We start from the raw sequence: 22,910 nt of genomic DNA, 5'->3' as shown, positions 1-22,910 counted from the left end.
CGCTTTCCGTGGTCAGCTGGCCCAAGGCATGGTCTCGACCCCGTGGAGATCGCTGTCTCGTGTCGAAACCTGCGCTCCTACCGCAGGTTTCGACACGAGACAGCGATCTTGGACAGCGCGACGGCGCGACGGCGCGACGGCGCGACGGCGCGAGGGTGCGGCGCGACGGCGCGGCGCTGGGCGCTCGGCGCAGGTCCCGGCCTGCGGTGGCCGGGACCGGCCTGCGGTGGGCGGGTCAGCCGCGGCGGCGCCAGCGCAGCGGGCCGGGGTGCAGGGTCCAGATGAGGCGGCGCCACCAGGAGCGGCGGGCCTTCAGCTCGCCGATGTAGGCCACCGCCCGCGACCGGGCCGCCTCCGCATCGGTCTCCCGCGCCGTGCCCGCGCCGAACACCGTCGCGTTGACCGACTCGGCCAGCTCGTCCAGCGCGGGCGCGCTCAGCCGCACCACGTGCTTTCCGCGCACCGGCGCGGCCGCGTCAGCCGCGTGCGCGGCCACCTCGGCAGCGCTGAGGTGTTCGGGCGCGGGCCGCCCGGCCAGCCGCAACGCGTCGCCGACCTCCAGCCAGGCCCCTTCGATGCGCTGCTCGGGGCTGCCCTCCTCCAGCCGCCTGCGCCGCAGCGCGGCCCTCCCCAGCAGCACGAACACGACGAATGCGGCCAGCAGCAGCACGGCCAGCCCGCCACCGCCCGCCCCGGCGACCAGGGCGACGTTCACGCCGCCGCCGGTCGCGCCGGTGTCCCCGGCGCCGGGACCGGCGCTTGCCTCGGTCGGCGGCAGCGTCGGGATGGGCGCCTCGGACTCCGGGGGCTCGGACTTCTCCGGCTCCGGCTTGTACTCGTCCTCCAGGGGCTTGGCCTCCTGGTTGGGCTGCGGCAGCGGGTGGAACGGCACCCAGCCCAGGTCGGTGAAGTACACCTCCGGCCAGGCGAGCGCGTCCCCGGCGGTGACCGGGTGGCTGCCCGCGCGGGCTGTGAAGCCGACCACGACCCGGCTGGGCAGGTTCAGCAGCCGCGCCAGCACCGCGAACGAGGCCGAGAACTGCTCGGAGGTGCCCTTGCGCCCGCCGCCGTTGGCCGGGCCGAACAGGAAGAAGTTCAGGTTGGGGTACGCGTGCCCGCTGGGCGCCTGCGGGTCGAGCCGGTAGTGCTCGGCGAGGAACTGCTCGATCGCCAGCGCCCGCTGGTAGGGGGCGCCGTTGTCGGCGCCGAGCTGCTGCGCGAGCCGGCTGATGTTCTCCGGCACGTTCGGGCCGAGCGCGAGGTAGCGGGACATGGCGCTGCCGGCGGGCACGTCGGCGCCGGGCAGCAGGTTCACGTCGGGCTCGGCGTGCTGCGAGGTGACGGTGTAGGCCATGCCCTCGGTGAGCCCGTCGGGCCGGATCACGGTGCCGGTGGCCTGGTCGTACGCGACGCGTACGCCGTCGACGCGGCTGGGGGTGGATACGGCGGGCAGCAGCTTGCCGGTGAGCCCGGCGACGACGAAGCGCTGCTGGACGGTCTCGGTGGCGACTTCGCCCGGCGGCCGGGGCAGGCTGCGCCCGGCGGGGCGGTAGGTGGCGCCGACCTTCCAGGTGACGCCGTCGTAGTCGGACAGCACGGCGAGCCGGATCCGGCTGTCGGCGGCCAGCTCCGCGTCGAGCAGCTTCTCCTGCGGCTGCAGGGCCCAGCCGGACAGCCGGATCAGCGGGTTCTCGTCGAGGGCGTCGAGGTCGGGCGGGTCGATGAGGCTGCGCGGGTCGAGCGGCACGGTGCCGACCTGCTGCGCGACGGGCGGGGCGGCGACGGCGACCAGCACCAGGATCAGCGCGAAGCCGGTGCCGCCCGCGATCGCGGCGCGGAAACGCAGCGCCCGGCGGGTGACCGGGTCGATGCCGGTGTCGGGGGTGCGGACCCGCCCGGTGAACGCCAGCGCCGCGATGGCCAGGCCCGCGAAGGCCAGGGCATACCAGGGTGTACGCGGCGCGGACGGCCCGACCAGCCACAGCGCCCCGGCGAACAGCGCCACCGGCGGGGTGAGCCCGACCAGGGTGCGCCGGGTGCGGGTGGTCAGCTCCACGGCGGCGAGCCCGGCCAGCCAGGTGAGGACGATCGGCAGGGCGACGGTGTCGGGCTGCGGTTCGACGGGCACGAGCGCGGCCAGCAGCCGGGGGATGCCGTCGCGCAGCGACTCGGCGGCGATGGTCAGCAGGTCACCGGGCACGTCGGCGCGCTGCGCGGACAGGTTCAGCGCGAAGGCGAGGTACGCGGCGAGCGCGAGCACGGACAGCGGCGCGACGGCCCAGGCCCGCAGGCGGGTGCAGGCCACGCTGATCAGCACGGAGCCCGCGGCGGCCCCGGCCAGCAGCTGTGCGAGCAGCATCCCGGAGTAGACCCGGTCGGCGACGAGCCCGCTGAGCACCAGCATCGCCGTGATCAGCACCGGGGAGACCAGCGCACGGAACAGGCGGGTCACCATCGGGCGGCTCCACGTCGGGTGGCGGTGCCGTCACGGTGCAGGGCATGGGTCACCATCGGGCGACTCCGTCCCAGACGGCGGCGAAGTCGGCGCCGTCCTCGGCGCGCAGCAGCAGGACCCCGGCGGGTTGCGGTTCGTCGGCGGTGCGGGGGCCGAGCACGCCGAGCGCGACCGACGGGAACGAGCCCTTGAGGCCGCTGACGAGGGCGAGGTCGCCGAGCCCGGCGGTGCCGGTGAGGTAGATGAGGGTGTCGCCGGGGCGGTGCTGGCGCAGCCGGTTGGTGGCGGTGACCAGCGGCTCGTCCGGGGTGCGGCCGTCGGCGTCGGTGGTGCTCGCGGGGGCGTCGCGCAGCTCGGCTTCGGCGAGCAGGTCCAGCAGGTCGCGGGAGGCGCCGCGGATGCGGCTGCCCCCGGCGGCGGGGCCGCTGACCAGGTGCAGGGTGATGGGCAGGTCCTCGCGGGTGGCGGCGGAGACGATGGAGGCGGCGGCCTCGCAGGCGCTCTCGAACGCGGCCGACCCGTCCGGGCCGCGGTCGGCCCAGGACGCGGCGCGGTCGTCGAGCAGCACCACCAGCCGCGGCAGGCTGGTGTCGAGGTGTTCGCGCACCATCAGCTCGCCGACCTTGGCGCTGGTGCGCCAGTGCACGTGGCGCAGTTCGTCGCCGATGACGTACTCGCGCAGCGTGTCGAAGGTGATTGCGCCGTGCGGGACGCGGTCGAGGCGGCCGTCGAGGCTGCGGGAGATGCCGGCGGGCACGGCCCGCATGAGGTGGCTGCGCGGGTACACCCAGATCCGGGCGGTGTCGCCGTGGCTGCGTGAGACGGAGACCAGGCCGAGCGGGTCGCGGCGGGTGACCTGGAGCGGGCCGACCTCGACCACGCCGCGCCGGTCGGTGGGCACGGGGTAGGACACGTCGGTGTCGCGGCCGGGGCGCAGCCGCAGCAGCGGCACGGGCACGGCGGCGGGCCGGTGGGCGGGCCCGCAGCGGTCGTGGGCGACGAGCGTGGCGGCGCCGAAGCGGCCGGTGTTGCGTACGGTCAGCGTCACCGTGCTGCCCTCGCCGCGGGCGACCCGGTCCGGGTCGACGGCGCGGGTGACCGACAGGCGCGGGCGCAGCGCCGCGTACGCGAGCGCGTGCAGCTGGGCGAGCACGGCGGTGGCGCCCAGGATCGCGAGTTCGGGGTAGCCGAAGGTGAAGCCGGTGGCCAGCAGCGCGACCCCGCCGGTGGTCAGGCCCACCCCCCGCAGCGTGACGATCATGTCAGGCGTGCCGGCCGGTGGGCGCGGGCTCGTGGTGCTGGCCGGGCAGCGGCACCGGCACGGCTTCGACGGCCTCGCGCAGCACCTCGATGGCGGTGACGCCGCGCAGCTGCGCGTCGGGGGTGAGCAGCACCCGGTGCGCGAACACCGGCTCCAGCAGCGCCTTGAGGTCCTCGGGCAGCACGTAGCCGCGGCCCTCGGTGAGGGCGTACGCGCTGGCGGCGCGGGTGAGCGCGATGACGCCACGCGGGCTGACGCCGACGCGCACGTGCTTGTGCTCGCGGGTGGCGGCGGCCAGCCGCACGGCGTAGGCGTACAGCGGGTCGGCGATGTGCACGCGGTGGGCCAGCGCGACGGCCTCGCCGATGGTCTTGGTGTCGGTGACGGGGGTGATCGCGTCGGGGGAGCGCAGCGTCGCGCCGCGCAGCACCTCGATCTCGACGGCCTCGTCGGGGTAGCCGACGGACAGCTTCATCAGGAACCGGTCGAGCTGCGCCTCGGGCAGCCGGTAGGTGCCGTCCATCTCGACCGGGTTCTGCGTCGCGACGACGAGGAACGGGCGCGGCACCGCGTGGCGTACGCCGTCGACGGTGACGTAGCGCTCCTCCATGACCTCCAGCAGCGCCGACTGGGTCTTGGGCGAGGCCCGGTTGATCTCGTCGGCGATGACGATGTTGGCGAAGATCGGGCCGGGGTGGAACTCGAAGCCCCTGCTGGCCTGGTTGAAGATGGTCACGCCGGACACGTCGGAGGGCAGCAGGTCCGGCGTGAACTGGATGCGGCGCCAGGCGCCCTGCACCGATGCGGCGATGGCGCGCGCCAGCGTGGTCTTGCCGGTGCCCGGCACGTCCTCCAGCAGGATGTGGCCCTGCGCGAACATGGCGACCAGCCCGAGCCGGACCACCTCCGGCTTGCCGAGCACGACGGTGGAGATCGCGCCGGCGAGCTTCTCGGTCAGGTCGGCGAACGCGCGGACCTGGCCGGCGGAAAGTGGTGGCAGGGGCTGGCTCATGACGGGTGTGTCCTTTTAGCTCGAAAGGTGGGTGGAGACGGTGCTTCCCCGGCGCGCCGCCCTGGGACGGGCACGCCGGGGAAGCGGGTGGTTCAGCATTCGGGCAGGTTACCCAGGCTGTCGCCGTCATCGAGGTTGAACCAGATGAACGGGATGTAGCGCTGGTTGCCCCGGAAGGTGATCTGCACCCACTTGTCGCTGCGCTTGTTGTTGTTGTACTGGGCCGCGTACAGCTCGGCGCTGCCCTGCTGGTTGCCCTTGGTGCCCTGCTTCCAGCAGAACGCCTTGTACGTGGTGCCGTTGTACGCGTCGCCGACCGCCTCGCTGGACTGCTGGCGCGAGTTGGAGTACACGCCGACGCCGCTGGAGCAGTCGATGTACGAGTCGCCGTTGACGCAGCGCACCGTGCCGTTGAGCTGCCTGGTCGTCACCGCCACCGCGGGCGACACCGCCGCCGCGCCGGTCGCGTTGGTCACCGTCACCGTGAACTGGTAGCGGGTGTCGGTGGCCACCTCGTTGACGACGTAGCCGCCCGCGCCGGTGTTGCAGCCGATGTTGCGGGCCGCGCCGTTGATGGTCAGCGTGCAGGTGGCCGTGCCGCCGCCGTCGTCGTAGGCGAACTTCACGGTGAAGTTCTTGTAGCCCACGGCGCTGCCGGTGACGCCGGAGACCTTCGCGTCGGCGATGGTCTTGGCGCTGGTGGTGTCCTTCGGCCCGGCCCCGGCCTCGTTCACCGCGGCCACGTCCACCGACACGATCTCGCCGTCGCCGAAGCCGTCGAGGGTGGCCCCGGTGCCGTTGACCGTCTGCGTCTTGCCCTTGGCGGTCACCTCGTACCCGGTGATCGGGCGGCCGTTGTCGGCCGGGGCGGCCCAGTCGACCTTGATGCTGCCCTTGGCGCCGGCGACGGTGCTCGCCGACAGGCTGCGCACCTGCGCCGGCTTCGTGAACGGCACCACCGTGCCCGACGGCTGCGACACCTCCGAGCCTGCGCCCTTGTCGTTGACCGCGACCACCGTGAACGCGTACTGGGTGCCGTACTCCAGGTCGCCTGCCTTGATGACCAGCTTCGTGGTCGCCGTGGTGCCCGCGAGCGCGCCGCTGCCCGCGTTGACCGCGGTCACCTCGTACCGGCTGATCTTGCGGCCCTGGCCGTTGGCGGCGGTCCAGCTGACCTCGACCGTGCCGTCCGGCTTCTCGACGGCCTTCACCCCGGTCGGGGCGTCGGGCACCTCGCCGGTCGGCATCACCGGGTTGCTCTTGCGGCTCGGGCCCGCGCCCTTGCCGTTGACCGCGTGCACCTCGAACGTGTACGTCTTGCCGTTGACCAGCTTGTCGATGACCAGCGAACGCTGGCGCGCACCGACCGTCCAGGTGCGGCCGTCGCCCTCCACCACGTACTTGGTGATCTTCGAACCGTTCTCCGGCGCCTTGCCCCAGCTCAGCCGCACCTGCGTGTCACCCGAGGCGGCGGTCACGTTGCGCGGGGCGCCCGGCTTGCCGATCGTCGGCGCGGGCGGGGGCGGCGGCGGCAGCTCCGGCGGCGGCTCGCTGCCCGTCACGTCCTTGGCGAACTTGTCCACCACCTTGACCCGGTGCTTGTCGTCGACCACCCGCGCGGTCGCCGAGCCCGGCGCGTTGATGAACAGGTGGTTCTCCCGCACCTCCAGCTCCAGCGCCCCACCCGGGCTCCGGAACTCGATCGTGTCGACCAGCGCGCCCTCACGGTCCAGCGCGTACACCTTGCCGCTGTCGTCGTCGGCGATGTAGAACCGGCCCGCCCAGGCCACCGCCGGGCGCAGCCGCGAACCGCTGCCGGGCACGGTGAACTCGCCGACCTTCTCGCCGTCGATGACGTACACGTGCCGGCCCTCGGTCACCGTGATCGGGATCTCCGCGCCGCTGGACCGGGTCGGCAGCTCGCCGCCCGCGGCCTGGGTCACGTCGACCTTCTTCAGCTCCTTGCCGCGCAGCGTGGTGAGCGTGCCGTTGGTCTGGTCCAGCACCGCGACGCCGTCGTCCAATGCCGACAGCGCCAGGTCGTGGAACGCCTCGGCCACCGGCTCGGTGCGCACCAGGGACGGCCCGTTGCCGCCGCCCGTGCCGCCCGACGCCGCCGCGGGCTTGGCCGGCGTGATCGCCGACACGGTGCCCTGGCTGGGCACGGCGATCCAGAGCCGCCCGGTGCCGTCGAAGTAGCCGCCGGTGATGCCCGGCGGGTAGCGCAGCGGCTCGCCGATCGGCTGCAGCGTCGCCGCGTCGAGCTGGCGCACCACGCCCTGCACCGGGTCCACGATGAACGCGGTGTCGTTGTGCAGCGCGACCTGCACGCCCAGGCCCGCCTGCGAGTCCTGGGCCGCGGTGACCTGCAGCGTGGCCGGGTCCAGCGCGCTGATGCGGCCGGTGTTCTGGTCCCGCAGGATCAGGAACCGGTCGGACTGGCTGACCTGCATGTAGTGGCCCTGCGAGGCCGCGAGGGCCTGCGAGCGGGTGTCCACCTTGCCGGTCACGCCGTTGACCCGGGCCAGCTCGCCGCGGGTGAGGCTCCACAGCCACGAGCTGCTGTCGTATCCGGCGGAGACGTGGTCGCCCGCGCTGAGCCCGAACCAGGTCAGGCCCATGGCTGTGACCATCGCCAGCACCGTGACGATGGTGACGACGCCGCCCTTGGTCCTTGCTTTGCGTGTGATGGCACCGGGTGACAGATCCGCCATGAATCCAGTCCCTCCCCATGAGGCGGGGCGGTGAGGTCACCCCGCTCGTCGACTGGCGTCCTTGCTCAAACCGTCGTCATCCTAAGGGCTGCTGGTCAGCGGTGAAAGTCGAGTGAGGACGCTCATCGTGTGACGCTCGGCGAGGGGGTCCCCTGCCTACCGCGTTCGGTGCACTTCTCCTCCGACTTCAGCGCCTGCGACTGCGAGTAGAAGAGCACGACCTGGAAGCAGTAGTCCCAGTTGCGGTTGAGCCCGTGCACCGTGAACTGGCGCTCCCCGTTGGCGGGGCTGCCCATCCGCGTCAGCTGCTCGCCTGTTCGGCCCCCCACCACCATCTGTGCGGCTATACCTTCCGACGGGTCGTACCAGCTGATCGTCACGTCGCCGTTGGGTTCGCTGGTCAGCTGCAGGTCACTGGCCGGTTTCGGGTCGGCCACCGTCGGCGGCTCCTGGTCGTTCTTGGGCAGCACGACCAGCAGCAGCGTCGTCACGGCGGCGAGCACGGCGACGATGGCCGCGGCGGTGGCGGCGACGACCGCGCCCCGGCCGCGGCGGGCCGGTGGTGGCGGGGGCGCGGGCTGGGTGAACACGGTCGGCGCCGGGAACGACGGCGGCGGCTGCTCGGGCACGTGGCGCGGTGCGGTCTGCGGCGGCGCGGGCACGGGGATGACCGCGGGCCCCGTCTGCTGCTGCGGCCTCGGGTGCGCCTGCGGCGGGGTGTGGGTGTACGGCGCGGGCGACACCGGCGGCACGGACGTGACCGGGGGTGCCGTGTGCGCGTGCGGCGCGGGCGACACCGGCGGCGCGGAGTAGGTGTGCGGACCCGGGGACACCGGCGGCGCGGTGTGCGCCTGCGGCGGCAGGTGGGGCGTGGTCGGCTGAGGTGCCGGGGCCGGGTCGGCGGGCGGGGCCGGGGGCGTCTGCGGGCCGACGCCGACGGTGGGCCGGTCCACCCGGATCACCGGCAGGACCTGCGTCGCCGCCTTGTCGGGCTTGGCGGGCGGCGTCTGCGGCGGCGGGGGCGTCTGCCGCTGGATCGGCTGGGTGGGCGGCTCCGGGTCGGCCGGGCGCGGCGCGGGTGCCTGCTGCGGGTACAGCGCCTGGGTCGGCGGCTCCGGGTCGGCGGGGCGCGGTGCGGGCGGCTGCTGGGGATACAGGGCCTGGGTCGGCGGCTCCGGCTGGGCGACCGGCTGCGGGTACATCACCTGCGTGGGCGGCTCCACCGGCGCGACGGGCGCAGTCTGCGGCAGCGGTGGGGCGTCGGGGCCGAGCCAGGCGCGCGCGGCCGCGATCTGCTGCGGGTCGAACCCCGGCACCTGCGGGCCGTACTTGGCGACCTTCGTGTACTGCCGCCGGGCCTCGTGCCGGTTGCCGAGCTCGTCGGCGATCTCGGCGAGGTCGAACGACATCGACAGCATCAGGGGGTCTTCGTCGCCGAAGCGGTGGCCGCCGGCGTAGAGGGCGTTCTCCAGCACCCGGCGCGCCTGGGAGAAGTCACCGGCCTGCCGGTGCAGGGTGGCGAGCAGGTGCCCGGTGGTCAGGACCTCGGGGTGATCCTCACCGGCTGCCATGGTCGCCGCTTCGAGCGACTGTTCCAGCAGCGTACGGGCACTGTGGAGGTCGCCGCGCTCGCGGCGGGCGAGGGCTTCGGCGCGGATGTCGGACAGCGAGGTCGGTTGCGGCACGCGCTACATGCTGCCTTTTCTGCACCCGTTCCCGCCACCGCGGGTCCCATGATCCAGACGATCTTGCGCGAACTGTTGCCCATTTGCCCGAAAGGAGTGTGTCGTACCCACACCCCGCGCAAGATCAGCGCCTACTTGCGGCCGGGTTTGGTGTGGCGGAAGTGGACGAAGAGGCGGCCGAAGTTCTTCGAGTCCTTCTCGACGCGGTGGTACATCTCCTTGATGTCCTTGCGCTCGAGGAAGCGGAGCACGGTCTTCTTCAGGGCGCCCGAGCCCTTGCCGGGGATGATCTCGATCATGGGGGCCTTCTTGGCGACGGCTTCGGCCATGATGTCGTTGAGAGCCCGCTCGATGTCGCGGCCCTTGTTGAAGATCTCGTGGAGGTCCAGCACCAGTTTCATCGGTTCCGAGCATACCCGCTGGTCGGCGCGGGCGGGCGAGGTGGCGGGGGCGTCGGGCGCGGTGGCGGTTGGCCAATGTGGAGCGGATTCGGTAGACACGCGGGGTGACTCACGGCGACTCCGGGACCGTGTCGGCGCTGGCGCGGCTCAAGCAGGAGATCAGGCAGTTCCGTGGCCGGCGCAGTCTGGGCCAGCTGACGAATGCCTACGGCGTCCCCCGCTCCACGCTGTCGGACTGGGAGAACAGCGGTGCGCTGCCCAAGAAGGAGGCGTTCCAGGCGTTCTGCGCCGCGGTCGGCGGCCATGACGGCCAGCGCCTGTGGGCGCTCTGGCGGGAGGCGGCGGCCGAAGTGTCCAGGGTCGCGGGGGCGGGCCCCGATGCGGCCGGTCCGCCGATGGCCGCGGCCCCGGCACCGGGAGCAGGGCAGGCCTATCCTCAGGGCGGCGTGCGCGGGGCTCGGGGGCGCAGGCCGGCGTGGGTGCGGCCGGCGGCCGCTCTCCTGGTCGCCGCGCTCGCCGGTGCGGCCGTCACCTACCTGGTGGTCGGTGGGGGCGGGCAGGATCCCGGTGCCGGTGCCCGGCCCGACGGGGGGTTCGCGACCGTGCCCGGTGCCGCGGCCGGGATGGTGTCGGGCAGCCCCACCCCCGGCGTCTCGGTGAGTGGCACCCCCGGTCCGGGCGCCACGGTCGCAGCGTCCCGCTCGGGCGGGCGGACGCCCGCCGCCTCGGCGCGGCCCACGGCCGTCGCGACCGGTGGCGCTGCCGCGCCGCGGCCGCCCGCGCAGGAGGGGCCGTGCACGGTCGACCCGATGGCGAACGCGGGCGAGATCCTGCGCAAGTGCACCCTGTCGCTGGGCTTCGGGTATGCGGTCGACCTGGACGGCATGGAGCCGGCGTGGAACCTGACCAGCGCCGAGCTGGGCGATCCCTGGGATCTGCGGCTCAGCTCGATCCAGCTGCTCACGCAGCCGGGCACGGACGCCTCGATCGTCGCGGTCGGGGAGCTGAACTACGAGATCTGCCGGACCAGCGTCGGCAATGAGGTGATCGAGCTGGCACGGCTGCGGCCGGGCAGCCAGTGGTGCGCCTTCAGCAACGACGACCGGCCCACCGGGCTCCAGGTGATGGAGGTGCTGACGGACGGCCGGCAGATCGTCGGCGTGAAGTTCATGGTGACGGTGTGGGGACGGGTCGGCAGCTGACCGGGCGGCGGGCCGGGAAAGTGTCCGGCCGGACTGTCCGGCGTCCGGTTGCCCTGTCCGACAGCTTGTGACCTGGGAATTGTGAGAGCGGACATGCCGCCGGGCCGTATCCGGGCCCGGCACTCTCATACTCCCGAGGAGCGTTGTGAACACCTCATCCACGGATCCGACGACCACCGCCGCCGCGGTCTGGCGACTGGTGCCCGGGGGCACCGCGATCACCGGCGGGCTACTGGCGCTGTGCTCGCTGCCGCTGCCCTGGCTCAGCTTCGACGCGTACATCGTGCGGATGGCCATGTCGCCCTTCGACCTGTGGAACCTGGAGGAGCGGTTCGGCGTGCCGCGGGGCCAGGCGGCCGGGCACGGGCTCGCGATCCTGCTGGCCGTGGCGCTCTGCGTGGCGGTGGGGGTGACGTGCGGGACGGTCATGGCGGTCGAGTCCCGGCCCCCGCGGCCGGTGGCGCCGGGCCTGGCTGTCGTCGCCGGGGCGGTGCTGCTGCTGGTGTGCGGCCGGATAGGCCTGCTCGTGCTGTCCGCCGACAGCGAGGCGCTGCTGGGCAGCGTGTCGCCCGGGCCGGGCCTGATCGTGGGAACGGGTGCGGGGCTCGCGGTGCTCGGTGGCGGGCTGCTCGCGCTGCTGCGCCCGTTCCTGGAGGGCTTGCTCGGCGGGCGGGTCCCGGTGCGGGCGGCAGATCCCGCCATCCGCTGACCCGCGGCCCGGGCATCCCAAGTCGCCACCCACGCGGCGTTATGGCTGCCGTCGTCGCTGCTCACACGGCGGCGGCGGCAGAAACGCCTGCGACCTGCTTGCACGTACAACTAGAAAGATCGACATATATTGCAATGACCATGGATCTGATGGTCTGCTGTGAGCCTCCTCGAACCCCTAATTGGAGGCAAAGATGCGGAGACGGTTGTCCGTCCTCGTAGTGACAGCGGCGGTCGCCGGCGCCATGGTCCTGACCGGGCCGGCCGACGGCGCGCCGGTCGGACCGGAGATCATCAGCTCGTCCGGCCAGTACTCGGTGCTCAACGTCAAGACGCTCGACCAGCGCAACGCGATCGCGAAGACCGGTGCCGCGATCGACGGCTTCGACCACGGCGTGCTCGACATCACCGCGACCAAGGCCGAGATCAAGGCGATCCAGGCGCTCGGGTTCACCATCGAGCAGCACCTGGCGCCGAGCAAGGTCGCGGGGCCGGAGCTGGCGTTCCCGCCGGCCGACTCGAACTACCACGACTACAACGAGATGATGGCGGTGATCAACTCACTGGCGTCGTCCTATCCTTCGATCTTCCGTGTGACGACCATCGGCAACTCGTACGAGGGGCGCAACATGCCCCTGATCAAGATCTCGGACAACGTCGCCACCGACGAGAACGAGGTCGAGATCCTGTTCAACCACCACCAGCACGCCCGTGAGCACCTCACGGTGGAGATGGCCATCTACCTGATGAACATGTTCACCAGCGGGTACGGCAGCGACAGCCGGGTCACGAACATCGTGAACAGCCGCGAGATCTGGATCGTGCCGGACATGAACCCCGACGGCGGCGAGTACGACATCGCCACCGGCAGCTACCGCTCGTGGCGCAAGAACCGCCAGCCCAACAGCGGTTCGAGCAACGTCGGCACGGACCTGAACCGCAACTGGTCCTACCAGTGGGGCTGCTGCGGCGGCTCCAGCGGCACCACCAGCAGCGAGACGTACCGCGGGCCGTCGGCGTTCTCCGCGCCGGAGACGGTGAACCTGCGCAACTTCGTCAACAGCCGGGTGATCGGCGGCGTCCAGCAGATCAAGGCCAACATCGACTTCCACACGTACTCGCAGCTCATCCTGTGGCCGTTCGGCTACACGACGGCCAACAACCCCTCGGGCATGAGCGCCGACGAGTACAACACGTTCGCCACGCTGGGCCAGAACATGGCCGCGACGAACCAGTACACCCCGGAGCAGTCCAGCGACCTCTACATCGCCGACGGCACGTCGATCGACTGGATGTGGGGCACGCACCGGATCTGGGCGTACACCTTCGAGATGTACCCGGGCAGCTCCGGCAGCGGCGGCGGCTTCTACCCGCCCGACGAGGTGATCCCGGCGCAGACCTCGCGCAACCGCGAGGCGGTGCTGATGTTCGCCGAGACCGCCGACTGCCCGTACCGGGTGATCGGCAAGGAGTCGACCTACTGCGGCACCGGTGGCGGCGGCACCACGGTCTGGTCCGACACGTTCGAGACGAACCTCGGCTGGACGGCCAACCCGAGCGGCACCGACACCGCGACGCTGGGCCAGTGGGCGCGCGGCGCGGCGCAGGCGACCAACTCCAGCGGCGCCAAGCAGCTGACCCCGTTCGCGGGCAGCAACGACCTGGCGACGGGGCTGTCGGCGGGCACGGCGGCGGGTGACTTCGACCTCGACGGCGGCGTCAGCTCGATCCGCTCGCCCGCGGTCACCCTGCCGGCCACCGGCACGCTGAACGCGACCTGGCAGTGGTACCTGGCGCACGGGTCGAACTCGTCCAGCGCCGACTACCTCCGGATCTCGATCGTGCACAGCGGCGGCACGACGGTGCTGTCGACGATCACCGGTGCGGCGGCCAACCGCAACGGCGCCTGGGGCGGGGGATCGGCGAACCTGACCGCGTACGCGGGCCAGAGCGTGCGATTCCTGATCGAGGCGGCGGACGCGAGCACGGCGAGCCTGGTCGAGGCCGGGTTCGACAACATCGCGGTCACTCAGTCGTAACGGCATTTCCATCAGCGGGGCGTCCGATGTCCGCATCGGACGCCCTCCTTATTGACATGGAAGCGTTAACAGCTCGTGGCCGACGGTGACAGGGCGTAGATCCATTCTGTAGGGTGCCTCCGTGCCGATTGCCGACGAGTTCTACTTCATGACGCATGACGATGTCAGCGGAGACTCCCGGCTGCACGCCAAAGCCGTCGGATTCGGGCTCGCAGCCGCGCTGCTGGCCGAGCTGTGCCTGCTGGACCTGGTGCGCCCACTGCCGGAGGGGGTGGCGGTGCGTCAGGCGCCGCCGCCGCCCGACGCGCTGATCGCCCGGGTCCACGGCCAGCTGCTGGCCGAGCCGCAGCTGCACCCGGTCCGGGACTGGCTGGCCTACCTCGGGCGTTCCGCCGAGGCCGACATCGCCGTCAGATTGACCGCCACGGGGGCGCTCCAACTGGTCGAGACGCGCCGACTGCTGGGCGTGCAGCGAAGATTCATGCCGGTATCCGTCAACGACGCCGCCTGGCCGGCGGCGCGGATCATCGGGCGCCTGCGCCGCCAGGAGGACCTGGTCCTGGAGGACCGGATCCTCGCCGGGCTGGTCTTCGCGACCGGTCTCAGCAACACCTTCATGTGGGACGACGTCCGGGGGCGTCAGCTCTCCCACATCATCGCCGTACTCGACGAACCGCTCCGGCTGCTCATCGCCGAGACCGAGCTGGCCGTCAGCAAGGCCGTGGCGACCCTCACCTGAACCACACCCCCTCACCCCCTCACCCCCCTGTAAGGAGCAACCCCGTGTCCGCACCCCCTAGCTCCGCGCTGTCGTCGGCGCTGGCCGCCGACCGGCTCGGCTCGGCCTCCGTGGCGTCGTTCGCGCTGACCGCGGCCGCCCCGCTGATGGTCATCGGCGGCGTCATCGTCGCCGGCTGGGCGAACGTCCAGGTCATCGGCTTCCCGCTGGGCATCCTGCTCATCGGCGCCGCGCTGGCGCTGTTCACCTTCGGCTACGTGGCCATGTCCCGGCACATCCGCAACGCCGGCGCGTTCTACTCGTACATCTCGCAGGGCATCGGCCGCCCGGCCGGCGTCGCCGCCGCGCTCGGCGCGGTGCTGGCGTACAACCTGCTGCAGGTCGGCCTCTACGGCATCTTCGGCGCGGCCGGCTCCGGCCTGCTGGCGATGATGTTCAACGTCGAGGTGTCCTGGTGGATCCTCGCGCTGGTCGCGTGGCTGGCCACCACGGTCCTGGGCCTGTCCCGCGTCGAGATCAACAGCAAGCTGCTGCTGGTGGTGCTCGTCGCCGAGCTGGCCATCGTGCTGCTGTACGACGTCGTGTTCATCGCCAACCCGGCCGACGGCGTCAGCTTCGCCGCGTTCTCGCCGGACAACCTGTTCGTCGGCGGCGCGCTGGGCGCGGTGCTGACGGTGACCGTGACCGCGTTCGTCGGGTTCGAGGCCCCGCCGGTGTTCGCCGAGGAGTCGCGCGACTCCAAGCGCACCATCGCCCTGGCCTCCTTCGGCGGCCTGGCCGTCATGGTGTTCGTGTACGCGCTGACCGCGTGGGCGCTGACCGTGGCCACCGGCCCGGACAACATCGTCGCCCAGGCGCAGGAGCACGCCGCGCAGGCCGACCTGATGTTCGTGCTGGCCGGCGAGCACCTGGGCTCGTTCTTCGCCGACGCCGGCAACGTGCTGCTGGTGACCAGCGCCTTCGCGGCGATGCTGTCCTACCACAACACCGTGGCCCGCTACACGTTCTCGCTGGCGCGCGAGGGCGTGCTGCCGCGCTCGCTGGCCCGCACCGGTGCCCGCTCGGGCGCGCCGGTGGCCGCGTCGATCCTGCAGAGCGTCATCGGCCTGACCGTGATCGCCGTGTACGCGATCTTCGAGCTGGACCCGTTCACCCACCTGTTCTTCTGGCTGGGCATGACCGGCGGCTTCGGCGTGCTGCTGCTGCTCGCGGGCACCAGCGTCGCGGTGGTGTTCTACTTCGCCAAGAACAAGCGCGGCGAGAGCCTGTGGACCCGGGTCATCGCCCCGGTCCTGTCGGCGCTGTTCCTGATCTGGGCGGTGCAGCAGACGGTGCGCGACTACGGCACCATGCTCGCCGTCGAGGAGGGCGACCCCGCCGCGTGGATCCTGCCGGGCCTGTACCTGCTGCTCGCGGTCGTCGGCGTGATCTGGGCGCTGGTGCTGCGCAGCAGCAAGCCGGCCCTGTACGAGGCGATCGGCAAGGGTGTCGAGGGCGGCCGGACCGAGGTGTCGGCCCCGGCCGGCGAACGGGTGCCGGTATGACGAGCGACCAGGCGGCGGGGACGTCGGCTGTCGACGTCGTCGCCGCCGGGGCGCTGATCGCCGCGGCGTTCGCCGACCTGCCGACCGCGCAGTGGCTGGTGGCCGACCGTGACCTGCGGGTGCGCCTGCTGGGCGAGCAGTTCAGCTGGTTCGCCGAGCACGGCCTCAAGCACGGCGTGGTGCACACGATCGGCGACGAGGCGGTGGCGGTGTGGTTCGACAACACCGCCGACGCCCCGTGGATCGACCGGTACGACGAGCGGCTGGACGCGCTGGTGGGGGACCGCCACCCGCGGTTCGCCATGCTGGACGCGACGTTCGCCGAGCACCACCCGCACGGGCCGCACTTCCACCTCGCGCTGCTGGCCACCCGGCCGGATCGACAGGGCACGGGGCTGGGCGCGCGGCTGCTGGAGCGCCAGCTGGCCAGGCTGGACGAGGCGGGTGTCGCCGGGTACCTGGAGGCGGCCGAGCCGCGTTCGGCGGCGCTGTACGCCCGGTACGGGTTCGAGCCGCTGGGTGAGCCGTTCCATCTGCCCGAGGACGGCCCGCCGATGTTCCCGATGTGGCGCGAGCCCCGCTGACGCGCGGCTGACGCAGCGAAGCCCCGTTCCCGCTCCCGGGAGCGGGGCTTCGTTCATGACGCGTGCAGGTTCTTCGCGGTGGGCGAGACCGGGACGGCCGCCGGGTCGGGGCAGGTGCCCAGGAGGCGGTCGGCGGTGCCGCTGGTGGTGACCGTGAACCAGTAGTGCTCGTTGCGGTAGTGGTGCAGCCGGTGGTTGCGCCAGACCGCCTTGTAGAGGCGGCTGCGGGGCCGGTGGTCGCTGTGGACGAGGTAGTGGGTCCACTCGTAGACCAGCCCGGCCGCGGCGACGGCCGCGATGAACGTGAGCGCCTGGCCGAGCCGCGGGAAGGCGAGCAGCGCGGCGGTCGTGTACCCGGCGATGACGGCCAGCAGCGAGCGCCACGGGATGAACACCAGCGGGATGTCGCGCGGGTCGGCGTGGTGGCGGCGGTGGTCGCGGGCGAGTTCGGTGTCCAGCGTCAGCCTGCCGACGCGGCGTGGGCGCCAGTGCAGGACGAACACGTGGATCACCCATTCGAGCAGCGGGAACAGGGCGACGAGGACGGCGGGCGCCCACAGGTCGGCGGCCTGCCAGCCGCCCTCGGCCAGCCGCCAGGCGACCGCGGCGGCCAACACGGTGAGGATGAGCCAGGGGCTGGGGTGCCGCCAGAACCGGCCGAAGACCTGCGACAGGGGTACGGCGGTGCGGCGTGCTCCGGTGTCGGCCTCGTCGGCGGCCAGGCGGCGGCGTGCGGCGTGCTCGGCGGCCCGGCGGTCGCCGGGGGTCACGGCCGGTCTCCGTCCAGGGTGTCGATGGCGTGCAGCAGCTCGCGGGTGGCGTTGCCGAGCAGGTCGTGGGCCAGGCGGTGGGCGTCGTCCGGGCGGGCGGCGACGACGGCGGCGGTGAGGGCGCGGTAGTCGCCGATCCGGTCGACCTCGGCGGCCATGACGGTGGCCAGGGCGGGCAGCGCGGGCTCGTACGCGGCGCGCAGGCTGTTGAACATGAGCCGGAACGCGATCGAGTCGGCGGCCTCGACGACGTGCTCCCAGAACACGAGTGCGCGCCGCTGCCGCCCGACCGGGTCGGTGTCGGCGGCCAGCTCGGCGACGGCCCGGTCGAGCACGTCGGCGGCGGTGGGGCCGCCTCGGGTGGCGGCGAGTTCGGCGACCTTCGGGCCGATCGCGAGGCGGGCCTCCAGGATGCTGCGGGCCACGGCCAGGTCGATGCCGCCGCCGGGCAGCAGCAGGTGGGGGAGCAGGTCGAGGCCGCCGGAGCGGCGGAAGTCGGTGACGGTGGTGGCGCCGCCCTGGCGTACGTCGACCAGGCCGGCGTGGGACATGCGCTGCAGCGCCTCGCGTACGGCGGGGCGGCTGACGCCGAGGGCCTCGGCGAGGCGGCGTTCGCTGGGCAGCGGCTGCCCGGCGGGGTAGCCGCCGTCGACGAGTTCGCGCAGGAGCTGGTCGTAGACCTCGCCGGGCAAAGAGCGTCGCTGAATGCGTTCCAGGGCCATGCGTCCACGGTGCGACACCTTGGTCAGGTGGTCAAGTGGTCAGACCAGTTATGGCACGAACATGAATGCGATTGCATGAATACATGCATGGACTCGTGCAACGGGTTGCTGTTTACTGTCTGCGGTTTCCGCCGCATGGGGGGCGCGGTATACGGTACGTCCTTTGTGGACACACGGCCCCTCGGAGGCGGGTCTTGACCGAGCTATCTACCGGCCGCGAGCAGGCGGCCGCGGCACGTGACTTCGCGACGCAGCTGCGGTGGTGGCGCAGCATGCGCGGGTATTCGCAGGGCAGGCTGGCGCAGCGGATGCCGCACAGCGAGGCGACCATCGCGAAGGTGGAGTCCGGCGAGCGCTGGCCCACCGAGGACCTGGCCCGCCGCTGCGACGAGGTGCTGCAGACGGGCGGCGCGCTGGCCGTGCTGTGGCCAGCGGTGCGCGCCGAGCAGCAGGCCAGCGACGGGCGCCGGCGGCGGCGCCGGGACGACGACGGCGGCTCCGTGGCCGATGCGCGGCGCCTGTTGTCGATGGTGCTCGCCGACACGAACCTGTCGGCGACCCATCCGTTCGTCCGGGAGGCGCTGGCCGCATTGGACGGCGCGGACAACTAGCCGTCGCCTGCATCTGTCCGGGCAGGACACCTTTCCGGGAAGCCATCAGTGGTCGCCAATGGGAGGCCGGGCGTGTGCGACACGCCACTCTCGGTTGAACATCGGACGACTTCTGGAGGATCGGCAATGTCCGTGCTAACGCCTGCCACGGCGGCCACGGGGGACGCGGCCACCCCGGCCGGTGATCCCGATCTCAGCAAGTTCGGGTACACCCCGCAGCTGCGCCGTTCGCTGAGCTTCACCGACCTGCTGTTCTACGGCCTGATCTACATGGTGCCGATCGCCCCGTTCGCGATCTTCGGCTCGGTGTACCAGGCGTCGTCGGGCATGGTGGCGCTCGCGTACGTGGCGGGCCTGGTCGTCATGCTGTTCACCGCGTCGTCGTACGCCCAGATGGTGCGCGCGTTCCCGATCGCCGGCTCGGTGTACAACTACGCCGGGCGCGGCATCCACCCGGCGGTCGGCTTCGTCGCCGGGTGGGCGATCATGCTCGACTACTTCCTGGTGCCCGGCCTGCTGTACCTGGTCGCGTCGGTGACCATCAACGGTGCGGTGCCCGGCGTGCACGCGGGGATCTGGCTGGTCGGCTTCGTCGTCATCAACGCCGTCATCAACTACTTCGGCATCCGGCTCACCGCCGTCGCCATCAACATCATGATCGCGGCGGAGCTGGCCGTGCTCGGCATCTTCCTCGTCATGGGCGTCATCGGGCTGGCCGAGGGCCGCGGCAACGGCGACTGGACCACCGCGTTCTTCAGCTCCGACAACTTCAGCTTCGGCCTGGTGCTGGGCGCGGTGTCGGTCGCGGCGCTGAGCTTCCTCGGCTTCGACGGCATCTCGATGCTGGCCGAGGAGAGCAAGGGCGGCGCCCGCCAGGTCGGCCGGGCCATGTCGGTCGTGCTGCTGCTGGCCGGTCTCATCTTCATCGCCCAGACCTGGGTGGCGTCGCTGTTCGTCACCGACGGCGCCGCGCTGATCGCCAGCGCGGACCCCGCCGAGGTCGGCAACGCCTTCTACGCCGCCGCCGAGGCCGCCGCGGGCGCGCCGTGGCTGGCCACGCTGTGCCTGGTCGCCACCGCGATCGCGTGGGGCCTGCCCGACTCGATGGTGGCCCAGACCGCGCTGTCGCGCCTGCTGTTCGCCATGGCCCGCGACAAGCAGCTGCCCGGCTTCCTGGCCAAGGTGTCCAGCCGCCACGCCTCCCCGGTCAACGCGGTGCTGTTCACCGCCGTGATCTCCCTGGCGATCTCCGGCAGCGCGCTGTACTTCCTGCTGGAGAAGGGCGAGGACACCATCACCCTGATCGCCACCATGGTGAACTTCGGCGCCATGGTCGCCTGGCTGATGCTGCACGCCGCCGTCATCTGGCACTACGTGGTGCGCAACGGCAGCCGCAACTGGTTCCTGCACCTGATCGTGCCGCTGGTCGGCGCCGGCCTGCTCATCGCGGTGCTCGTGCACATGCAGCTGCACTCGCAGATCACCGGCCTGATCTGGGTCGGCCTCGGCCTAGTCGTGCTCGGCGTGCTCTACGCGATCGGGCGCCGTCCCAAGCTGTCCGGCATGGGCGGCGAGTAGCTCGTGGGGGAGTTCATCGAGTTCGACCCGACGCCGGAGCAGCTGGCCTACACGTTCGGCGGCAACCCGCCGGTCGCCAAGGTCCGCCCCGGGGACGTGCTGAAGATCCGCACCGAGGACTGCTTCGGCGGCGTGGTACGCGGCTTCGGCGACCTGCCCTCGCAGGTGTGCCGCTTCCCGTACCTCAACCCGGTCACCGGCCCCTTCTACGTGGAGGGGGCCGAGCCGGGCGACACCCTGGCCCTGCACTTCGTGTCCATCACCCCGGCCCGAGACTGGGCCGTGTCCAGCACCTTCCCGCACTTCGGGGCGCTGACCTCCACGTCGCACACCGCGACGCTGCAGCCGCCGCTGGAGGAGCGGGTCTGGGTGTACGACCTCGACCTGGCCGCGGGCACCGCCCGCTACTCGGCCCGCAACTCCGAGTTCGTCGTGGACCTGCCGCTGGACCCGATGCACGGCACGGTCGGCGTCGCGCCGGGCGCGTTCGAGGCCCGGATGACGATCACCCCGGACGCGCACGGCGGCAACATGGACACCCCCGAGCTGCGCGCGGGCGTGACCGCGTACTTCGGCGTCAACGTCGAGGGGGCGCTGTTCGCCGTCGGCGACGGTCACGCCCGGCAGGGCCACGGCGAGGTGTCCGGCGTCGCGGTCGAGGCGGCCATGGACACCGTGCTCGTCGTCGACCTGATCAAGGGCGTGTCCACGCCGTGGCCGCGGCTGGAGTCCGACACGCACCTGATGGCCACCGGCTCGGCCCGGCCGCTGGAGGACGCGTACCGGATCAGCCAGCACGACCTGGTCACCTGGGTGTCCGAGCTGACCGGCCTCGACCTGCTCGACGCGCTGCAGCTGGTCAGCCAGGCCGGTGAGGCGCCGGTCGGCAACGTCTGCGACACCAACTACACGATGGTCGCGAAGGTGGCGAAGTCGTACCTGCGCGCGAGCGGGTACGACGGCGTGCACGCGCGGCTGCGGGCGGCCGGTGCGGCGTACCGCTGAGGGTTTTCACAGTGATGTGGCCGGGGCGATGGCCCCGGCCACATCGCGTTTCCGGGGTCCATTGGGGGGAATCGATGGCAGAGCTCGCGCTGGCCGATGAGCTGTTCCACATGGCACATGACGAGTACAGCGGCAAGGTGCGCATCAGCGGCGACATGCTCGGCTGCGGCCTGGCCGCCGCCGCGCTGGGGGAGCTGCTGCTGGCGGGCACGCTCACGGTCACCGACGGCAAGCTGGCCGGGTGGACCGCGGGGCAGACCGGCGACCCGGTCAACGACCAGGTCGTCGTGCAGCTGCAACGGGTCGGCGCGGGCCACGCGCTGCACCACTGGATCGCCCACCTGCGCGCCGACATCGTCGAGCTGGTCGCCTACCGGATGACGGCCCGGGGCCTGATCCGGCGCGAGACCTCGCGCACCTTCACCGGCCGTACGCAGACCCGCTACCCGGCCGCGGACGCGATGGCGGCCACGCGCCCCGCGGTCCGGCTCGGCTTCCTGCTAGGCCGACCGACGGACTTCGACCCGCACTCGACCCTGCTCGCCGCCCTGGCCACCGCCGTGGGCCTCGACATCGTCGCGCCGTCCCTGTCCGCCGCCCAGGTCCGCGACCGCCTGACCCAGCTGCAACGCGCCCTGCCGCCCGGCCACCGCGACCTGGCAAAGTCCCTGGACACGGCCGTCGCCGCGGTCGCCCTCCAGTCCCACGCCTGACCGCCTGGCCCGCCTGCCGGCCGCCCGGACCCCGCCCGCCTGGCGAAGATCGCCGGTTCGTGTCGAAACCTGTGGTCAGACCGCAGGTTTCGACACGAACCGGCGATCTTCACGGCTGTGGCGGGGTCCGGTGTGCCCGGCCGGAGGACAGGTGCGCAGCTTCCGGCTAGGACGTCGAAGATGCAGGTCAGCGGCCCGGCCTTTAGCATGGCGGCGTGAGCCGAGAGGCCGAGGAACTGAACCGGCGCCTGCTGCGCGCCCGTGACGCGATGGACCGCGCCTACGCCCAGCCGCTCGACGTCCGTGCCGTCGCGGCGGTCGCCCACCTGTCCCCGGCGCACTTCAGCCGCTGCTTTCGCGACGTGTTCGGCGAGACGCCGCACCGCTACCTGCAGCGGCGGCGGGTGGAGCGCTCGATGTTCCTGCTGCGGGAGACCGGCCGCAGCGTCACCGAGATCTGCTTCGACGTCGGCTTCGCCAGTCTCGGCACGTTCAGCCGGACGTTCCGCGAGATCGTCGGGCAGGCACCGTCGGCCTACCGCGGCGGCCCCAGACCCGTGGGCGTGCCCAACTGCGCTCTGATGGCCCACACCCGGCCGCGGACGGCAGCCGCCGCGCCCGCCGCCTGATCGAGCAGTTCCGGATAAGCCGCGGCTCGGGCAACTCGCCTAGCCTGGCGAAACGTCGATCACCGCGCACCGAGGAGAACCTGATGATCACCAAACTGAACGTCGCGTCGATCTACGTCCTCGACAAGGACGAGGCGCTGGACTTCTACGTCGGCAAGCTCGGGCTGGAGAAGGGCAACGACGTCCAGCAGGGCTCCTACCGCTGGCTGACGGTCCGCGCGCCCGGCGGCGGCACCGAGATCTCCCTGGAGCAGCCGGGCGCGCCGCTGCACGACGACGCGACGGCCGAGCAGCTCCGCGAGCTGGTCACCAAGGGCGCGCTGACGGGGCTGGTCCTGATCAGCGACGACGTCCGGGGCCTGTACGAGTCACTGAAGGCGGGCGGCTTCACCGACTTCACGCAGGAACCCACCGACCACTTCTACGGCACCGACATGGGCATCCGCGACCCGTTCGGCAATCCCGTCCGGATCCTGCAGCAGGGCAGCCCTTCCTGAGACCGGTGCTTCGCGGCGGGTCACGTGGCGGCTGAACTCAT

20 protein-coding genes are annotated in these 22,910 nt (G+C 72.2%); 12 read left to right on the top strand and 8 right to left on the bottom strand.

Translation table 11 applies throughout. From position 1 onward, the window contains the following. Positions 1–235: 235 nt before the first annotated feature. The 6 genes from Cba03nite_RS11595 to Cba03nite_RS11570 all read right to left on the bottom strand — a co-directional run bounded on the left by Cba03nite_RS11595 (position 236) and on the right by Cba03nite_RS11570 (position 9,528). Positions 236–2,455 carry a transglutaminase TgpA family protein gene (locus Cba03nite_RS11595; RefSeq protein WP_239125651.1) on the bottom strand — a complete coding sequence of 740 codons (2,220 nt, stop codon included), beginning with the start codon at positions 2,453–2,455 and terminating at the stop codon, positions 236–238. A gap of 49 nt (positions 2,456–2,504) precedes the next feature. Further along, entirely contained in the window at positions 2,505–3,716 is a 1,212-nt protein-coding gene (locus Cba03nite_RS11590; RefSeq protein WP_203745092.1) for a DUF58 domain-containing protein, read from the bottom strand. Position 3,717: 1 nt separating this feature from the next. Next, a complete protein-coding gene (locus Cba03nite_RS11585; RefSeq protein WP_203745090.1) occupies positions 3,718–4,728 on the bottom strand; it encodes an AAA family ATPase in 1,011 nt (336 codons plus the stop codon). 92 nt (positions 4,729–4,820) lie between these two features. After that, complete coding sequence (locus Cba03nite_RS11580; RefSeq protein ID WP_203745088.1) at positions 4,821–7,442, bottom strand: fibronectin type III domain-containing protein; 2,622 nt, start codon at positions 7,440–7,442, stop codon at positions 4,821–4,823. A gap of 122 nt (positions 7,443–7,564) precedes the next feature. Further along, positions 7,565–9,127, bottom strand: a complete 1,563-nt coding sequence (locus Cba03nite_RS11575; RefSeq protein ID WP_203745086.1) for a tetratricopeptide repeat protein — start codon at positions 9,125–9,127, stop codon at positions 7,565–7,567. A 131-nt stretch (positions 9,128–9,258) separates the two neighbouring features. Continuing rightward, positions 9,259–9,528: a Smr/MutS family protein gene (locus Cba03nite_RS11570; RefSeq protein WP_203745084.1), complete on the bottom strand. Its 270-nt coding sequence runs from the start codon at positions 9,526–9,528 to the stop codon at positions 9,259–9,261. A 104-nt stretch (positions 9,529–9,632) separates the two neighbouring features. Between Cba03nite_RS11570 and Cba03nite_RS11565 the strand changes: the two genes are divergently transcribed. The 6 genes from Cba03nite_RS11565 (at position 9,633) to Cba03nite_RS11540 (ending at position 16,344) form a co-directional block, all read left to right on the top strand. Beyond that, a complete protein-coding gene (locus Cba03nite_RS11565; RefSeq protein ID WP_203745082.1) occupies positions 9,633–10,730 on the top strand; it encodes a helix-turn-helix domain-containing protein in 1,098 nt (365 codons plus the stop codon). Between the two features lie 145 nt (positions 10,731–10,875). Continuing rightward, positions 10,876–11,439 carry a hypothetical protein gene (locus tag Cba03nite_RS11560; RefSeq protein WP_203745080.1) on the top strand — a complete coding sequence of 188 codons (564 nt, stop codon included), beginning with the start codon at positions 10,876–10,878 and terminating at the stop codon, positions 11,437–11,439. Between the two features lie 193 nt (positions 11,440–11,632). After that, entirely contained in the window at positions 11,633–13,477 is a 1,845-nt protein-coding gene (locus Cba03nite_RS11555) for a M14 family metallopeptidase (protein ID WP_203745078.1), read from the top strand. Positions 13,478–13,598: 121 nt separating this feature from the next. After that, positions 13,599–14,216, top strand: coding sequence for a GOLPH3/VPS74 family protein (locus Cba03nite_RS11550; RefSeq protein ID WP_203745076.1), 618 nt, complete (start codon positions 13,599–13,601; stop codon positions 14,214–14,216). A 44-nt stretch (positions 14,217–14,260) separates the two neighbouring features. After that, positions 14,261–15,760, top strand: a complete 1,500-nt coding sequence (locus Cba03nite_RS11545; RefSeq protein WP_203745075.1) for an APC family permease — start codon at positions 14,261–14,263, stop codon at positions 15,758–15,760. Then, complete coding sequence (locus tag Cba03nite_RS11540; protein ID WP_203745073.1) at positions 15,757–16,344, top strand: GNAT family N-acetyltransferase; 588 nt, start codon at positions 15,757–15,759, stop codon at positions 16,342–16,344. Before Cba03nite_RS11545 ends, Cba03nite_RS11540 begins: the two co-directional genes overlap by 4 nt. A 53-nt stretch (positions 16,345–16,397) precedes the next feature. Here the strand turns inward: Cba03nite_RS11540 and Cba03nite_RS11535 are convergent, their stop codons facing one another. Then, positions 16,398–17,114 carry a sterol desaturase family protein gene (locus tag Cba03nite_RS11535; RefSeq protein WP_239125650.1) on the bottom strand — a complete coding sequence of 239 codons (717 nt, stop codon included), beginning with the start codon at positions 17,112–17,114 and terminating at the stop codon, positions 16,398–16,400. Continuing rightward, positions 17,111–17,836, bottom strand: a complete 726-nt coding sequence (locus Cba03nite_RS11530) for a FadR/GntR family transcriptional regulator (protein ID WP_203745071.1) — start codon at positions 17,834–17,836, stop codon at positions 17,111–17,113. Before Cba03nite_RS11530 ends, Cba03nite_RS11535 begins: the two co-directional genes overlap by 4 nt. Positions 17,837–18,030: 194 nt before the next feature. On the opposite strand from Cba03nite_RS11530, the gene Cba03nite_RS11525 reads away from it, so the two are divergent. The 6 genes from Cba03nite_RS11525 to Cba03nite_RS11500 all read left to right on the top strand — a co-directional run bounded on the left by Cba03nite_RS11525 (position 18,031) and on the right by Cba03nite_RS11500 (position 22,869). Beyond that, positions 18,031–18,447 carry a helix-turn-helix domain-containing protein gene (locus tag Cba03nite_RS11525; RefSeq protein WP_203745069.1) on the top strand — a complete coding sequence of 139 codons (417 nt, stop codon included), beginning with the start codon at positions 18,031–18,033 and terminating at the stop codon, positions 18,445–18,447. 132 nt (positions 18,448–18,579) lie between these two features. Beyond that, the gene (locus Cba03nite_RS11520) at positions 18,580–20,025 is read left to right on the top strand and encodes an APC family permease (RefSeq protein ID WP_373315744.1); all 1,446 of its coding nucleotides are present in this window, start codon (positions 18,580–18,582) and stop codon (positions 20,023–20,025) included. Between the two features lie 3 nt (positions 20,026–20,028). After that, positions 20,029–21,030, top strand: coding sequence for an acetamidase/formamidase family protein (locus tag Cba03nite_RS11515; protein WP_203745065.1), 1,002 nt, complete (start codon positions 20,029–20,031; stop codon positions 21,028–21,030). Positions 21,031–21,104: 74 nt separating this feature from the next. Further along, positions 21,105–21,743, top strand: coding sequence for a GOLPH3/VPS74 family protein (locus tag Cba03nite_RS11510; protein ID WP_203745063.1), 639 nt, complete (start codon positions 21,105–21,107; stop codon positions 21,741–21,743). A 215-nt stretch (positions 21,744–21,958) separates the two neighbouring features. After that, positions 21,959–22,372, top strand: coding sequence for a helix-turn-helix transcriptional regulator (locus Cba03nite_RS11505; RefSeq protein ID WP_203745061.1), 414 nt, complete (start codon positions 21,959–21,961; stop codon positions 22,370–22,372). An 83-nt stretch (positions 22,373–22,455) separates the two neighbouring features. Continuing rightward, on the top strand, positions 22,456–22,869 hold the full coding sequence (locus tag Cba03nite_RS11500; RefSeq protein ID WP_203745059.1) for a VOC family protein: 414 nt from the start codon (positions 22,456–22,458) through the stop codon (positions 22,867–22,869). Positions 22,870–22,910: the final 41 nt, after the last annotated feature.

The organism is Catellatospora bangladeshensis (assembly GCF_016862575.1).
In the GTDB taxonomy this organism is placed as follows: Bacteria; Actinomycetota; Actinomycetes; order Mycobacteriales; family Micromonosporaceae; genus Catellatospora; species Catellatospora bangladeshensis.
Note: the sequence above shows the minus strand (reverse complement) of the source record. Positions and strands in the feature narration are given on the sequence as shown.

What these genes read in the sequence shown, in the direction of transcription:
- Cba03nite_RS11595 (WP_239125651.1), bottom strand. Translation starts at nt 2,455, where the DNA reads ATGGTGACCCGCCTGTTCCGTGCGCTGGTCTCCCCGGTGCTGATCACG.
- Cba03nite_RS11590 (WP_203745092.1), bottom strand. Translation starts at nt 3,716, where the DNA reads ATGATCGTCACGCTGCGGGGGGTGGGCCTGACCACCGGCGGGGTCGCG.
- Cba03nite_RS11585 (WP_203745090.1), bottom strand. Translation starts at nt 4,728, where the DNA reads ATGAGCCAGCCCCTGCCACCACTTTCCGCCGGCCAGGTCCGCGCGTTC.
- Cba03nite_RS11580 (WP_203745088.1), bottom strand. Translation starts at nt 7,442, where the DNA reads ATGGCGGATCTGTCACCCGGTGCCATCACACGCAAAGCAAGGACCAAG.
- Cba03nite_RS11570 (WP_203745084.1), bottom strand. Translation starts at nt 9,528, where the DNA reads ATGAAACTGGTGCTGGACCTCCACGAGATCTTCAACAAGGGCCGCGAC.
- Cba03nite_RS11555 (WP_203745078.1), top strand. Translation starts at nt 11,633, where the DNA reads ATGCGGAGACGGTTGTCCGTCCTCGTAGTGACAGCGGCGGTCGCCGGC.
- Cba03nite_RS11540 (WP_203745073.1), top strand. Translation starts at nt 15,757, where the DNA reads ATGACGAGCGACCAGGCGGCGGGGACGTCGGCTGTCGACGTCGTCGCC.
- Cba03nite_RS11530 (WP_203745071.1), bottom strand. Translation starts at nt 17,836, where the DNA reads ATGGCCCTGGAACGCATTCAGCGACGCTCTTTGCCCGGCGAGGTCTAC.
- Cba03nite_RS11510 (WP_203745063.1), top strand. Translation starts at nt 21,105, where the DNA reads ATGGCAGAGCTCGCGCTGGCCGATGAGCTGTTCCACATGGCACATGAC.
- Cba03nite_RS11500 (WP_203745059.1), top strand. Translation starts at nt 22,456, where the DNA reads ATGATCACCAAACTGAACGTCGCGTCGATCTACGTCCTCGACAAGGAC.